The organism is Yeosuana aromativorans (genome assembly GCF_014646655.1).
Lineage (GTDB): Bacteria > Bacteroidota > Bacteroidia > Flavobacteriales > Flavobacteriaceae > Yeosuana > Yeosuana aromativorans.
The window spans coordinates 329,903-345,194 of the sequence record NZ_BMNR01000001.1 but is presented as its reverse complement, the minus strand read 5'-3'; the positions used below and the strand labels follow the sequence as shown (position 1 = coordinate 345,194).

The following is a 15,292-nucleotide window of genomic DNA, read 5'->3' as shown; positions in this document are numbered from 1 at the left end:
TTTTTTTTTTTTTTTTTTTTTGAAAATCAAGGTCTTATAACAATTTTTCATTAAATCATATTACCCAGATTTAGTATGAAATGAGTTTTTATCAAATATGTTCCTTGGCTTTGTTTATAGCTGAAGTGATATCCTTGACCACAAATTCTTTTTCCAGAATCAAGAACATACCATTTTTTTTGAAGTCTTTTTTTAAGTCGTCTTTAATACCTGATAGAATGACCTGAATGTGCCTAGCTTTATAACTTTTGATGATTTCCTTTAAACTTTGGTAGCCAGTGGCATCAATCATTGGTACATACCGCATTCTTATAATAATCACTTTGGGTTGCAAATGTGTATTTGTGATGGTTTCTTGAAACTGCCTGGCAGCACCAAAAAACAGCGGCCCGTTAATTTCATAGAGCAGAACTTCTTTAGGCAAATCTGCTAATTCTTCATCAAAAAGATGTTCGCCATTAGTGTTTTCAGAAGAGATATTTTGAATTAAAACCGAATCGCTCATGCGTTTCATAAACATAAAACTTGATAGGATAATGCCAATTTCAATAGCAATGACCAAATCAAAAATTACGGTTAGGAAAAATGTAGTGAGCAAAATGATAATATCCATTCGGTTACCTTTTAAAATGGATTTAAATTGACGCCATTCACTCATATGGTAGGCCACAACAATCAAAATGCCCGCTAAACAGGACATTGGGATTAATTTAGCATAAGGACCAAAAACAAGCATAATAGCCAATAAAACAAGCGCGTGTACTATACCGGCAATGGGCGTTCTACCGCCATTTTTAACATTGGTTGCTGTTCTAGCAATAGCCCCTGTGGCTGGAATGCCACCAAATAATGACGATACAATGTTGGCAGCTCCTTGAGCTATTAGTTCCATATTGGAGCGATGTTTTCCACCAATCATCGAGTCTGAGACTACCGCAGAAAGCAAAGACTCTATACTTCCTAACAGCGCAATGGCAAAAGCGGGCTGAATAAGTGCCTGAATGGTATTGAAATCAATTTTAGGAAAGGTTGGCATGCTTAAATGATTTGGGATAGCTCCAAAATTACTTTCAATGGTGTCAACAGGGATATCAAATATCTTGACAACAACTGTGGTCAAAATGATGGCAACAATAGAACCTGGTATTTTTTTAATCAGTTTTTGAAAATTCAACATTATAATGATGGTAGTTGTTGCTATTGCAATGGCGTACCAATTCAAATGGTCAAAGTTTTTAACGAATAATATCCATTTATCAATAAAATTGGCAGGGACTTTTGAAATATCCAACCCAAAGAAATCATTGATCTGGGATAAAAAAATAATCAAGGCAATACCACTGGTAAAACCTACAATCAAGGAATATGGAATGAATTTCAATAAATTGCCAAGCTTGGCAATGCCCAAACCAATAATTATAAACCCGGCCATAAAGGTTGCAATGGTCAGTCCATTTATCCCATACTGCTGTATAATACCATAAACAATAACAATAAAAGCACCGGTTGGACCTCCAATTTGCACACGGCTTCCTCCAAATGAAGAAATGATAATACCCGCCACTATGGCTGTGATAATTCCTTTTTCTGGTGACACACCCGATGCAATTGCAAAAGCAATAGCTAAAGGCAAGGCAACTATGCCAACAATAAGTCCAGAAAGAACATCTTTTGTGAAAACCTCTTTTGAGACACCTTGTTTCAAAATAGAAAACAATTTGGGGGTAAACTCAGGATTCATTTTTAAAATAGAAATAAGATATTAATGTTCAATTTTTGATCTTTGAAGAAGGTATCACGAAGGTAATTTTTTTTCCTGAATAATCATGATATGTCAAATGGATATAAATCATTAATAACAATTGATAGCTTCATTTTTGTTAAAGTTACAAAACCAGTCTCTTTATATTGCTTAATCAACGAGGGATGAGTATCTTTGCAACCTTTTAAATGAAGAATTAAAACAAATTTTAATTACATATACAACAATAATTATGTCCAAGAAAAAAGCAGTAACATTTGATGTGTTAATAGAAATACCTAAAGGAAGTAGAAACAAATACGAATACGATTTCACATTGCATAAAATCCGTTTTGACCGTATGTTGTTTTCATCCATGATGTATCCTGGCGATTATGGCTTTGTGCCAGAAACTTTGGCTTTAGACCAAGATCCACTTGATGTGTTGGTTCTAGGGCATCAAGCCACATACCCAATGGTCGTTATGGAAGTAAGACCTATTGGTGTGTTTCATATGACCGATGAAAAAGGGCCTGATGAAAAAATCATTTGTGTACCGGTGTCTGACCCAATTTGGAGCAACAATAAAGATATTAGCGATTTAAACCCTCACAGATTAAAGGAAATTGAGCACTTTTTTCAGGTTTATAAAGATTTAGAAGAGAAAAAAGTTGATGTAGGTGGTTGGGGCAATGCCGAAGAAGCCATAAAAATTTATGAAGAGTGTGTAAAGCGATATGAAGAAAGTGACCACAAGAAAAAAAGAACATTTACTATTTAATTAGTAGATTCTTAAAATAATGTCAAAAAAAATAAAACCATCTTAATTTTAGGTGGTTTTTTTTATCAATTATATTTTACTATTTTTAGCCGGTTTTAAAATAAAATTCATTAACAACTAATCACTAAATATGGAATTATTAGTAAAATTTTTACCTGCTTTCGGAATTTTAGCATTGCTATTTGTTTTTGTTAAAAATGTTTGGATTACCAAGCAAGATGCAGGAAATGAAAAAATGACAAATATTGCAAAGCATATTGCCGATGGGGCGATGTCATTTTTAAAAGCAGAATATAAAATTCTGATAATTTTTGTAATAGCAGTCGCTATTTTATTATTTCTTAAAGGTAATTCTGAGACCGGTTCAAGTGGCATGGTAGCAGTTTCTTTTATTGTTGGTGCTATTTGTTCTGCACTGGCAGGTTTTATAGGCATGCGAGTGGCTACAAAAGCCAATGTAAGAACAACGCAAGCAGCAAGAACGTCTTTGGGCAAAGCACTAGAAGTGGCTTTTGCTGGTGGTTCTGTTATGGGATTAGGTGTTGTAGGATTAGGTGTTTTAGGGTTGAGCAGCTTGTTTATGATTTATCAAGACATATGGCCTGGTTCAGAAAACATCCCGATGGTGTTAAATGTACTTTCAGGATTTTCTTTAGGCGCATCTTCTATAGCATTATTTGCACGTGTTGGTGGGGGTATTTATACAAAAGCTGCTGATGTTGGAGCCGATTTAGTTGGAAAAGTAGAAGCAGGAATTCCAGAAGATCATCCTTTAAACCCAGCTACCATTGCTGATAACGTTGGAGATAACGTAGGTGATGTTGCCGGTATGGGAGCCGATTTATTTGAATCGTATGTAGGGTCTATTATAGGTACCATGGTGTTGGGAGCTATTATTATCACACCCGGTTATGGAGGTTTGGGAGCTGTATATTTGCCATTGGTTTTGGCAGCTGTTGGAATTGTAATGTCTATCATAGGAACCTTGTTTGTTAAGGTAAAAGATGGTGGGTCTCCACACAAAGCTTTAAATCTGGGTGAATTTGGATCAGGATTTTTAATGATTGTCGCATCCTATTTTATAATTAACGCCATGATTCCTGAAACAATAGAAGGACTGCCTTTTGGTTCTTTTGGAGTGTTTATGGCAACTCTTGCTGGTTTGATAGCTGGTTTCTTTGTTGGTAAAGTAACCGAATATTATACGGGTACAGATACAAAACCGGTTACATCCATTGTGAAACAATCTGAAACAGGTTCTGCAACCAATATTATTGCTGGTTTAGGAGTCGGTATGATGTCTACAGCTATTCCTATTATATTAATTGCCGTCGCTATTTTAGTATCACATTATTATGCTGGTTTGTACGGAATTGCAATTGCAGCTGTTGGTATGCTGGCCAATACAGGCATTCAATTGGCAGTTGATGCATATGGTCCAATCTCTGATAATGCTGGAGGTATAGCTGAAATGGCTGAATTACCAAAAGAAGTTCGTGAACGAACTGATAAATTAGATGCTGTAGGAAATACTACGGCAGCTATTGGTAAAGGCTTTGCTATTGCATCTGCGGCTCTCACAGCTTTAGCCTTATTTGCAGCCTTTATGCATACGGCTCATGTAAAATCCATTGATGTATCAAAACCTGATATCATGGCTGGATTGTTAATTGGAGGCATGCTGCCGTTCTTGTTTTCAGCCTTATCCATGAAAGCTGTTGGCCGTGCCGCTATGTCCATGATTGAGGAAGTACGTCGCCAGTTTAAAGATATCCCACAATTGCATGCGGCTCTTGAAGTTATGAGAAAGTACAATTCTGATATGTCTAAAGCGTCAGAAGCTGACAGAAAAATATTTGATGAAGCTGATGGATATGCCGAATATGAAAAATGTGTTGAAATTTCTACGCAAGCCTCGATTAAAGAAATGGTCTTGCCTGGTCTGTTGGCATTGGCTGTTCCGGTAGCTATTGGTTTTATTGGAGGGCCTCAAATGTTAGGAGGCTTATTGGCAGGTGTGACCACAAGTGGTGTGCTTATGGCCATTTTCCAATCCAATGCTGGTGGTGCCTGGGATAACGCCAAGAAAATGATTGAAGCTGATGGCCGCAAAGGATCTGATGCACACAAAGCGGCTGTTGTTGGTGATACTGTAGGAGATCCTTTTAAAGACACATCAGGGCCTTCACTAAATATCTTATTGAAATTGATGTCGGTTGTGGCCTTGGTCATTGCGCCTAGTATCGCTTTAGATCAGGATGCTGTGACGGCTTATGCTGAAGGTTCAACGAATTCAAAAGAGGTAAAAGTAATCATGAACAACAATGATGAAGGCGTTTATACAGCGACAGTAACTACTGTGACTAACATGAATGGTGAGAAAAACACAACTGAGCAAGTTTTTAAAGGAACTGAAGATGAGGTAAAGGCTAATGTTGAAGCTCTTAATTCAGAAGCTAATTCATCTCAAGTACATGTAGAAAAAATCATTGAAGAAAAAGTCCAATAATCAAACTAAACTAAATTAATTCAACCAAAAAACCATACCTGATATAGTGTGTGGTTTTTTTATGGTTTAATCTTTTTAGCTGATTGTCATTTTTAAGAAAAAGTAGTTTAATTACTTTTTGCAAGTCAACTAATTTTCTCTTTTGGTCTGGGCTTAATCAATAAAATTTAACTACTTTAGATATGAAATTATTTAACATTTTAAAGCAATTAATTAGCTTATTAGCTATTATGCGAGGGGTTTTGGGATGGCTAGCATTATATCATACTTTATGAGAAACTCTATCTTCTTCTTATTTTTTCTTTTTTTTTGTGCATCAAGTTCCATTTTTAGTCAAACCACATTCACAGATGTAAATAAAAAATATTATTTGTTTTATGATTCACTTTTAGTTAATGAAAACAATAATATCTTTAATGGTCCTGAGTATATTGATATCCATAAAAGTATATCAAAAGAAGACCATAAATTTTATAAATCTTATGATTTTCATAAAGGTTTGGTTGTTTACAATGGTCAGCCATATTTTGACATAAAAATGAAATATGACTTGCTAAATGATTTGTTAATTATACAGTTTGACAACAAAAATTTCAAGTACATAAGCTTGAATTCTAGTTTGATCAGTGAATTTGAGATTGACAATAACAGATTTGTAAGGCTTAAAAATAATACTATTTTAGAACCATATTACAAAAACGGTTTTTTTGAGGTCGCATACCAAAACAAGGAGTACTCGCTGTATACAAAGTATAAAAAGGTAGAAAAAAAGAAAATAATCAATAAAAGTATTTATTACACATTTAAAGAACACAGTGTGCATTTTTTAAACTTTAAAAATAAACTCAATCTAATTGATTCCAAAAAGGACTTATTGAAAGCCATTCCAGGTCGCGAAAGTGAAGTGAAGACTTTTTTCAGTTCATATTCAAAGTTATTTAAAAAAAATAAGCAACAATTTTTAATAAAGCTTTTAGGTAATTTAAGTGCTAATCAACAGTAAAATTTTTAAATCTTGAAAAGACTAATAGTTACATATTTATTTTTTTTATTGTCACAAATTTGTGTATCCCAAAACTTACAAAGAGTTACCATTAGTTTTAATAATGTATCCATAAAAGAAGCGATATTAAAATTAGAGGATGTTAGTGGTTTTAAGTTTTATTATGAACAAAATTGGTTTGAGGAAACATTGATTTCAAAATCTTATCAAGATGAATCAATAGGCAATATTTTAGATGATATCTTGAGAGAAACCAATATTAATTATCTCATTTTAAAAGACAGGATAATTTTAACAAAAAACAATGCCATTATAACTAAGTTGCCTCTAGATTTTTTTAAAAGTCAAGATTTAAATAACGAAAACAATGACGATACAGAACTAAAAACACCAGTGTTTCAAAAAGAGTATATGGCCGCCAAAAATGGTAATACAAATGTAGAACTCTTAACGGTGGGAAAAGAAAATAAAAACGCTTCTAAAACCAAGTTTACAGTTTCAGGATATATTAGGGATTCAAAGACCAATAGACCAATTGAAAATTTAACAATATTAATAAGAGACAAAAACATTAGTGCAATAACAAATGAAGCAGGTTTTTTTAGTATAGAAGTTCCAAAAGGGCTCAATACTTTGGAAATATCATCACTGTCTTATGGTCAAAGTAGTAAAAAAGTTATTGTGTATGGTAGTGGAGACTTAAGCTTCAATTTAGAAGAATCTTTAGAGCAGTTGGATGAAGTGTTAATTGAGTCCAGTAAAGATGATAATGTAAAAAAAGCTATTGTTGGTGTAACAAAAGTTGATGTTCAGGGAATAAAAAATATTCCATTAGTTTTAGGAGAGCGTGATGTTTTAAAAGTTGCGACCACAATGCCAGGAATAAAAACAGCAGGTGAAGGTGCCTTGGGGTATAATGTAAGAGGTGGTAAAGTAGATGAAAACCTAATTCTTTTTGATAATTCTGTTTTATATAATCCGTCACATTTTTTCGGCATTTTTTCAGCTATTAATCCATTTGCTACAGGGAGTGTTGATATTTATAAAGGAAGTATTCCTGCAGAATTTGGGGGGCGATTGTCATCAGTGATAGATATTTCAACCAAAGAAGCCAATATGGAAAAATTTTCTGGAGAAGGTAATATTGGGCCTATAACCGGAAACTTAACACTTGAAACCCCTATAGTGAAAGACAAGGTTGCAATTATGGCTGGGGTAAGAGCCACCTATTCTGACTGGGTTCTTAAATCAATTTCTGAAGAGTCCATTAAAAATAGTAAAGCCTCTTTTTATGATGCCATTTTTAAATATGATCATAAAATAGATGAGAATAATAAGATACAGGCTACAGGTTATCTAAGTAATGATGAGTTTAGCATATCTTCAGATTCTATCTACAGTTATGGCAACAGATTGGCCTCTATTAAATGGGATCATAACTTTAATGATAAAAATAGGTCGTCACTTATATTGGCTTCTAGCCAATATAAGTTCAATATATTGTATGAAGGGATATTTAACAGGAATTTTGATTATGGCTACAGTATCAATGAAACGCAGTTAAAATTAGTAGCAAAATACAATTATAGCAAGCAGCATAAATTTAGTTATGGATTAAGCAGCAAATTATACAATATCCAACCTGGTGACATGAAACCTTTAGGAGATGAATCTATTGTTCAAAGTAAGCGTTTAGAAAGGGAAAAAGGCTTAGAATCGGCGATATTTATTTCAGATTTATTTGAAGTCAATGATAAATTATTATTGGATATTGGATTTAGATATTCACTGTTTGCAGCGCTTGGAAAAAGAAATCAAAATATTTATGACGTAAATCAGCCCATAAGTAATGAAAGTGTAATTGATACTAAAGTTTATAGCAATAATGAGGTTATAAAAACGTATGGGGGTCCAGAAATACGGTTTTCCAGTAGATATTTCATCACGCCATCATTGTCCATAAAAGCAGGATATAATAAAACAATTCAGTATTCCCATTTATTATCAACAAATACCACAGCCTCTCCCGTTGACTCATGGAAATTATCAGATTTAAATATCAAACCAGAGAGAGCAGAACAATTTTCTGTTGGACTATATAAAAATTTTGACGACAATTCACACGAGATTAGCATAGAAGGTTATTACAAAAAAATGAAGAATCTTCTTGATTTTAAAACAGGCGCAGAGTTGGTCTTAAATGAAAATATTGAGACAGTACTGTTGCCAGGTGAAGGAAAAGCTTATGGGGTAGAATTTTTAATTAAAAAGAAAAAAGGACAATTTAATGGTTGGTTGTCATATTCTTATTCTAGGTCAATGATAAGGTTAGACAGTAAATTTTTGTCAAATCAGGTCAATAACGGAAAGTATTTTTCTGCCAATCAAGACAGACCACATGACATAAATTTAATATCAAATTATAAGCTTACTAAGCGTTATAGTTTCTCCTTAAATTTTAATTATCAATCGGGAAGGCCAATTACTTATCCGGTAGGCAAATATATTTACAACGGAGAAGAGCAGGTGTTATATAGTGACAGAAACAAGTATAGAATCCCAGATTATTATCGCTTTGATGTTGGGGTAAATATTGAAGGAAATCATAAAAATGTTAAGTTAGCCCATAGTTTCTGGAATATTTCTGTTTATAATGTTTTGGGAAGAAATAACCCCTATTCGGTTTATTTTGTGAATGAAAATGGAGAGATAAAAGGCTATAAGTCGTCAATATTTTCTATACCTATTCCAACTATAACCTATAATTTTAAATTTTAATTATGAAATTGAGAACGATATATTTTGGAATTCTATTCATAGTTAGTTTATGTTTCATTCGCTGTACAGAGCCTTTTAAGTTGGTAACCCAATCATTTCAAGATGCGCTGGTGGTTGAAGCCACAATAACAAATGAATTAAAACATCAAGAAATTAAACTGTCCAGGACTTATGCTTTAGAAAGTGAAAATCAAGATTTAGAAACTAATGCCAACGTGAGAATTGAGGATAGCAATAATAATATATATAATTTTCATGAAACCCAAAGTGGTGTTTACCTATCCAATGAGGAGTTTCAAGCGGTTGAAGGAGTTTCTTATCAATTAATGATTTCAACAACCGATGGAAAGCAGTACAGTTCTAACAAGGAATATTTACCACCAAAAGTAGATATAGAAAAGGTTTACACAGAATTAGTAACTAAAGATGGTGAAGAAGGCATTCAGGTATTAGTTGATAGCAAAGCAGGTTCAGGTGATGCAAATTTTTTTAGGTACGAATATGAGGAAGCTTATAAAATAGTTGCTCCTGCCTACAGTCCATATGATATGGTTTTCTCTAATGTTACTAATGACGGATTAAGTTATACTATTGATTTTGTTTTAAAACCTGAAGATGTAAGTGTTTGTTATGGAATAAACAATTCAACAAACATAATTTTAACAAGCTCAAATAGCTCAACTGAAAATAAGGTCTCTAGCTTTCCGTTACGGTTTATTCCTATTGATGATTCCAGAATTAGAGAAAGATACGGTATTTTGGTGAAACAATATGTGCAGTCAGCTGAAGCTTATAACTTTTATAAAGTTTTAAGGGATTTGGGAACTGATGCTAGTGTTTTGGTTGATAATCAACCTGGTTTTGTTCAAGGAAATATGTTTTCCCAACAAGACCCCAATGAAAAAGTCATTGGTTTTTTTGATGTTTCATCAGTTGCAATATCAAAAAGGTTATATTTTAATTATCAAGATTTTGAATTGGATCCACCTCCATATTTTTATGATTGTAACTATTTAGAATTAAACACTGTAGAACCAAGATCTGCTTCTACATTATATGACCAAGTACAGTATGGTGGCTTAAAATTTTACTCATATAGTAATGGCATTTACACGATAGTTAGTAGGAATTGTGGCGATTGTACAGCTTTTGCTTCAAAAATAAGACCAGAGTTTTGGGAAGATTAGTCAATATATCAATAATAAGGTTAATTGCTTTGTGCTGCCTTTTGGGTTATAGTTCTTATGGACAAGTGGGTAATAATAACTTGGGCCATTTTAAGGGTGATATTCCAAAGGAGAAAATAAGCATTACAGTAAATGATTCCATAATAATAGCTGGAGGAGAACTCTACTATAAGTTATATTGTATGGTGGATGGAAACAAAGGGTTAAGCAATTTTAGTAAAGTAGCTTACGTTGAGCTTATTGGAGATAATAATGTGGTTTTGTTTACACATAAGCACAGGTTGGAAAAGGGTATTACCTATGGTGATTTTTTTGTTCCACCTACTGTCAAAACAGGAAATTACAAATTGGTAGCTTATACAAAATGGATGAAGAATAATCCGGACAATTCTTTTTTTAAGCAAGATATCAATATTATTAATCCTTTTATATCAGAAAAAAATGTAACAATAAATGCGGATTCACTCCAAACGAGCCAAATAGAAATAGCCAAAACCAATAAACAAGTTTCAGCTAAAACTGAAGATGGTATAAATATACTTTCAGATTTAAGTACTTATAAAAACAGAAGCAAAGCCACTATTACAATAAATAATGTTTTAGGAGAAAGTAATTATGGAAATTATGCTATATCAATACGAAAAGTGAGTTCCATTGAGGCCGTCAGAAAAAATGGGTCTAAAAGAACTGTCTCTAAAAATGAACCTTTAGACAGCATTAAGTTTATTCCAGAAGTCAGAGGGGAAATCATTTCAGGGAAAGTAGTGTCAAAACAAGATGGTACGTTTGTTTCTAATAAAATAGTTGCATTGTCAATTCCAGGAAGCAATTATGTGTACAAAAATGTGAAAACAGATTTATCAGGCAGGTTTTATTTTAATGTTTATGAAAATTATGATGATAATAAGGCTATTATTCAAGTTATAGGTGACAATAAAGAGCGTTACAGTATAGTTTTAGATGACATTACATTTAAATATAATAATGAATTGGAATTTAAAAACTTAACTCTCAATCCTAATATAAAAGATTGGTTAATCCAGCAAAGTATTTATGACCAAATAGAAAATGCTTACCATGATTTTAAACAAGATAGCTTAATTATCAAAAAACCTAACCATCTTTTTTATGGTAATCCCACAGCCAAATACAAATTGGATGATTACACAAGGTTCCCTACCTTAAGGGAAACATTTGTGGAAATTATAAAAGAGGCTGCTATTCGAGAAGATAAAGATTCTTATAAGTTTAAGGTGTATAATTATAATGAACGAACAGTTGGCTTTCCTTCATTTGAACCATTGGTGCTTTTTGATGGGGTTTTGATTCAGAATGGTAATGATATTATAGATTATGATGTAAATAAAATTGATGAAATAAGTATTGTTATGGGAATCTATTTTTATGGACCTAGTATTTATAATGGTATTATAGACATTAAATCAAAAAAGGGAGATTTCAGATATAAGGACAGTAAGGGCGGAATGCTTAATTTTAATCTTAGTGCTCTCAAGAGCAGCAAAAAATACTATATGCCTAATTACAACAACAATTCCTTAGGTAAATTAGATAGAATTCCGGATTATAGAGTTCAGTTATTATGGCTTCCAGAGATGTTTTTAAATTCAGACAAGAAAACAGTTGATTTTTATACGTCTGATGTGGAAGGTACTTATGAGATTCTATTGGATGGTTTTACATTAAAAGGAAATCATGTTGTTTCAAAACAATATATTGAAGTCAACAACAATTAAAACAAACCATTGATTTCTGCATCAATGGTATTGATGATAGTTCCCAAATCCTCTGGTTTTTCAACAAAATCCAAATGGTCAACATCAATGACCAACAGTTTGCCTTTATCATAACCATGGATCCAAGCTTCATAACGTTCGTTTAATCGGCTTAAATAATCAATGCTGATGGTATTTTCATAATCCCTACCGCGCTTATGGATTTGTGCCACTAAATTAGGGATAGAACTTCGTAAATAAATCAAGACATCAGGTCCATGAACCAATGATTCCATTAAATCAAACAAGGATTTGTAATTTTCATAATCACGATTGGTCATGAGTCCCATGGCATGAAGATTGGGCGCAAAAATATGGGCATCTTCATAAATGGTTCTATCCTGTATGATATCCTTTCCGCTTTTACGTATTTGCAATACTTGACGAAACCGACTGTTTAAAAAATAGACTTGCAGGTTAAAACTCCAACGCTCCATCTGGTTATAAAAATCATCCAAATACGGGTTGTCCACAACGTCTTCAAGTTGTGCTTCCCATTTATAGTGTTTTGCCAGTAATTTTGTAAGCGTTGTTTTTCCTGCGCCTATGTTTCCCGCAATGGCTATATGCATAATATCAGTTGGTTTTTAATTGGAATTCCTTAAGGAATTCATTGTTGTAAATATACAAGGTTTCATTGGTTACTGAAAACTGATTTATTAACAAATTTGGTAATTTGATTGGTACAATGGCATCAGTATTCTTCTTTAAATAATACAATAAATTACCTTTTTTTAAAATGATGTTTTCATTGTTTTCAGCTATAGCTATATATCCTTCATTTTTTATTTTATTTATCAATATACCAAAATAATTATACTGGTATAAATAATCATCTGTAAGTAGCCAACAATTATTGTAGTCACTTTTTATATCTAATACAGAACTTGAAACAGGGAGTGTCTTGGCACGGCTAACATGGGTTTTGTAATCATACAACTCTAGTTGTTGGGTAATTTGGTTAAACACCCATAACGTGCTGTCATGTCCAGATGATATACAAGAAATGCTCCTGTAGGGCTCTATGGTATTAAAATCTAATTTGAATATCTCAGCAAGTCTATTGTCAAGAATGACAACCGTATTAAAATCTCTATAAAACACATTTATTTTTAGTGGGTTTGAAACGTTTGCGGATGTAATAGACCCTAACTGCAAATTATTATAGCTAATGGTTTTTGCATTGTCTTTTTTATAAAGCACATCCTTGTCAATAACATACATTGCTTTAAAATTGTCAACACCAATAAAGGTTTTGGCTTTAAGGGGTGTTTCCTTAATAAAAATGGCATCAACAGGCTTTTGGGCAACTATTGAAAAGGAGACAAGCAATAATGTGACAATCCAGATTTTCATACGAACTTGAAAATTACAAAAACCAAACCATATTATTTTAAATTTTAATCAACATGATTGAAGAAGGCTATAAAACCCATACATAATGTTGCAGTTACATAAAACATACATTTAGATAATTTTTATTCTGTTCTAAGAGCAGTTATTTAACACAGTGTTAATTTTTAAAACAGTTACAGGTTACATTGTTGATGTACTTTTCATAAAAATTTATGAAGTAATTTTTTAGCGTGTTTATGACGAAAAAAAGTTCAAAAAAGCGAAAAGTAGACCTGCTTGTTATTTCTGATATCCATTTAGGTACATATGGCTGCCATGCCAGTGAACTCTTAAATTACCTACGGAGCATCAAACCCAAAAAGGTTATTCTTAATGGCGATATTATTGATATTTGGCAGTTCAAAAAAAATTACTGGCCCAAAGCACATATGCAGGTTGTCAAGCACATCATCAAATGGATAACAGATGGTGTTGAGGTATATTACATAACAGGCAACCATGATGAAATGCTGCGTAAATTTGCAAACTTTAAGATTAATTCCTTTAAAATTGTCAATAAATTGGTTTTAAAACTGGATGGTAAAACGGCTTGGTTTTTTCACGGCGACGTGTTTGATGTAACCATGCAGCACTCCAAATGGTTGGCCAAATTAGGTGCCAAAGGCTACGATATGCTCATTTTAATCAATAGCTTGGTAAACCGCATGAGTAATGCTATGGGCAAAGGCAGAATATCCTTATCAAAAAAAATAAAGAACAGTGTGAAAAGTGCTGTTAAGCACATCAATAATTTTGAAAAAACAGCTATTGATATTGCCGCTGAAAACAACTATGACTATGTGGTGTGCGGTCACATTCATCATCCTAAGATTGAAACGTTCCAGTCATTGCAAAAAGATGTGACCTATTTGAATTCAGGCGATTGGGTAGAAAATTTAACCGCTTTGGAATACCATAAATCAAAATGGACCATTTACAGATATGATGAAAACAACTATAAGTTAGAATCAAGAACCAACAATAAAACGGAGCGCTTATTGGAAAAATCCAACAAGGAAATTTTTAACGAATTACTGGCTGATTTTAATTTAATCAGGCCCAAATAAAAACCCCAAATGAAGATATTGTATGCAGTTCAAGGAACTGGAAATGGACATTTAAGCAGGGCAAAAGAGATTTATGCGATGCTCAACAACCGTGTTGAGGTTGATGTACTCATTAGTGGGACGCAGTATGAAATTGATTTTGATTTTCCGGTAAAATTCAGGTGCCGAGGTATTGTTTTTGTCTTTGGGAAAAATGGCGGTATCGATTATCTAAAAACCCTGAAAGCCAATAATATTTTTAAAATAATCAAAGAAATCAGGGAGTGCAACTTAAGTGACTATGATTTAATCATCAATGATTTTGAGCCCATTACGGCTTGGGCCAGTTATTTTAGGGGCGATTTAAATTGTATCTCATTAAGTCATCAAGGGGCTTTTGTTTCAAAAAAAGTGCCCAAACCAAAAAAGCCAAGTATTATCGGCAAATTGGTTTTAAAATATTTTGCACCTTCTACAACCAGATATAGTTTTCATTTTAAAAGCTATGACAAAAACATCTTTACGCCTATCATAAGAAATGATATACGACGCCAAAGTATTAAACAAAAGAATTACTACATCGTGTATTTGCCATTTTATAGTGATGAAAAAATCAGCAAGGTATTATCTAAAATAAAAGGTGTTAAATGGAAGGTGTTTTCAAAACATTCCAAAGAGGCCTACAGTGTTAAAAATGTCAAGATAAAACCTATTGCAAACAGTAATTTTGAACGTGCCATGGCGTGGAGCAGTGGCGTGATTTGTGGAGCTGGTTTTGAAACACCTGCTGAGGCTATGTACCTTAAAAAGAAATTATTGGTGGTGCCCATGAAAAATCAGTATGAACAAGCCTGCAATGCAGAGAGTTTGAAAGAACTGGGCGTATTGGTCTTGCCATCATTCAATAAAAAAATGGTTACTTCAATTTCAGAATGGATTGAAGGCAATACCATAATTGATGTTGATTTTCCTGATAGAACGCAGTTTATCATTGACGAGATCATCACCAATCATATTGTAGCAACAGAACTGTCAGAACGGTTGTTACAGAATATTTAA

11 protein-coding genes are annotated in these 15,292 nt (G+C 33.1%); 8 read left to right on the top strand and 3 right to left on the bottom strand.

The features are described from left to right. Positions 1-91: 91 nt before the first annotated feature. A complete protein-coding gene (locus IEW94_RS01375) occupies positions 92-1,741 on the bottom strand; it encodes a SulP family inorganic anion transporter (protein ID WP_188649473.1) in 1,650 nt (549 codons plus the stop codon). Positions 1,742-1,994: 253 nt separating this feature from the next. Between IEW94_RS01375 and IEW94_RS01370 the strand changes: the two genes are divergently transcribed. From IEW94_RS01370 to IEW94_RS01345, 6 genes are all read left to right on the top strand, one after another. Next, entirely contained in the window at positions 1,995-2,522 is a 528-nt protein-coding gene (locus IEW94_RS01370; RefSeq protein WP_188649472.1) for an inorganic diphosphatase, read from the top strand. Between the two features lie 130 nt (positions 2,523-2,652). Continuing rightward, positions 2,653-5,031, top strand: a complete 2,379-nt coding sequence (locus IEW94_RS01365) for a sodium-translocating pyrophosphatase (protein ID WP_188649471.1) — start codon at positions 2,653-2,655, stop codon at positions 5,029-5,031. 271 nt (positions 5,032-5,302) lie between these two features. Next, positions 5,303-6,034, top strand: coding sequence for a hypothetical protein (locus IEW94_RS01360; protein WP_188649470.1), 732 nt, complete (start codon positions 5,303-5,305; stop codon positions 6,032-6,034). Positions 6,035-6,046: 12 nt separating this feature from the next. Next, positions 6,047-8,812 (top strand): TonB-dependent receptor, encoded by a 2,766-nt coding sequence (locus IEW94_RS01355; protein WP_229669413.1) that lies wholly within the window; start codon positions 6,047-6,049, stop codon positions 8,810-8,812. A 2-nt stretch (positions 8,813-8,814) separates the two neighbouring features. Next, positions 8,815-9,999 carry a DUF4249 domain-containing protein gene (locus IEW94_RS01350; RefSeq protein ID WP_188649469.1) on the top strand — a complete coding sequence of 395 codons (1,185 nt, stop codon included), beginning with the start codon at positions 8,815-8,817 and terminating at the stop codon, positions 9,997-9,999. Continuing rightward, the gene (locus IEW94_RS01345; protein WP_188649468.1) at positions 9,987-11,753 is read left to right on the top strand and encodes a hypothetical protein; all 1,767 of its coding nucleotides are present in this window, start codon (positions 9,987-9,989) and stop codon (positions 11,751-11,753) included. The genes IEW94_RS01350 and IEW94_RS01345 overlap by 13 nt, the downstream gene beginning before the upstream one ends. On the opposite strand, the gene IEW94_RS01340 is transcribed toward IEW94_RS01345, so the two are convergent. Further along, positions 11,750-12,364 carry a deoxynucleoside kinase gene (locus IEW94_RS01340; RefSeq protein ID WP_188649467.1) on the bottom strand — a complete coding sequence of 205 codons (615 nt, stop codon included), beginning with the start codon at positions 12,362-12,364 and terminating at the stop codon, positions 11,750-11,752. The genes IEW94_RS01345 and IEW94_RS01340 overlap by 4 nt on opposite strands. Before the next feature lie 4 nt (positions 12,365-12,368). Beyond that, positions 12,369-13,148 carry a hypothetical protein gene (locus tag IEW94_RS01335; RefSeq protein WP_188649466.1) on the bottom strand — a complete coding sequence of 260 codons (780 nt, stop codon included), beginning with the start codon at positions 13,146-13,148 and terminating at the stop codon, positions 12,369-12,371. Between the two features lie 236 nt (positions 13,149-13,384). Between IEW94_RS01335 and IEW94_RS01330 the strand changes: the two genes are divergently transcribed. Both IEW94_RS01330 and IEW94_RS01325 read left to right on the top strand, forming a co-directional pair. After that, positions 13,385-14,254, top strand: a complete 870-nt coding sequence (locus tag IEW94_RS01330) for a UDP-2,3-diacylglucosamine diphosphatase (protein WP_188649465.1) — start codon at positions 13,385-13,387, stop codon at positions 14,252-14,254. Positions 14,255-14,263: 9 nt separating this feature from the next. Then, the gene (locus tag IEW94_RS01325; RefSeq protein ID WP_188649464.1) at positions 14,264-15,292 is read left to right on the top strand and encodes a glycosyltransferase family protein; all 1,029 of its coding nucleotides are present in this window, start codon (positions 14,264-14,266) and stop codon (positions 15,290-15,292) included.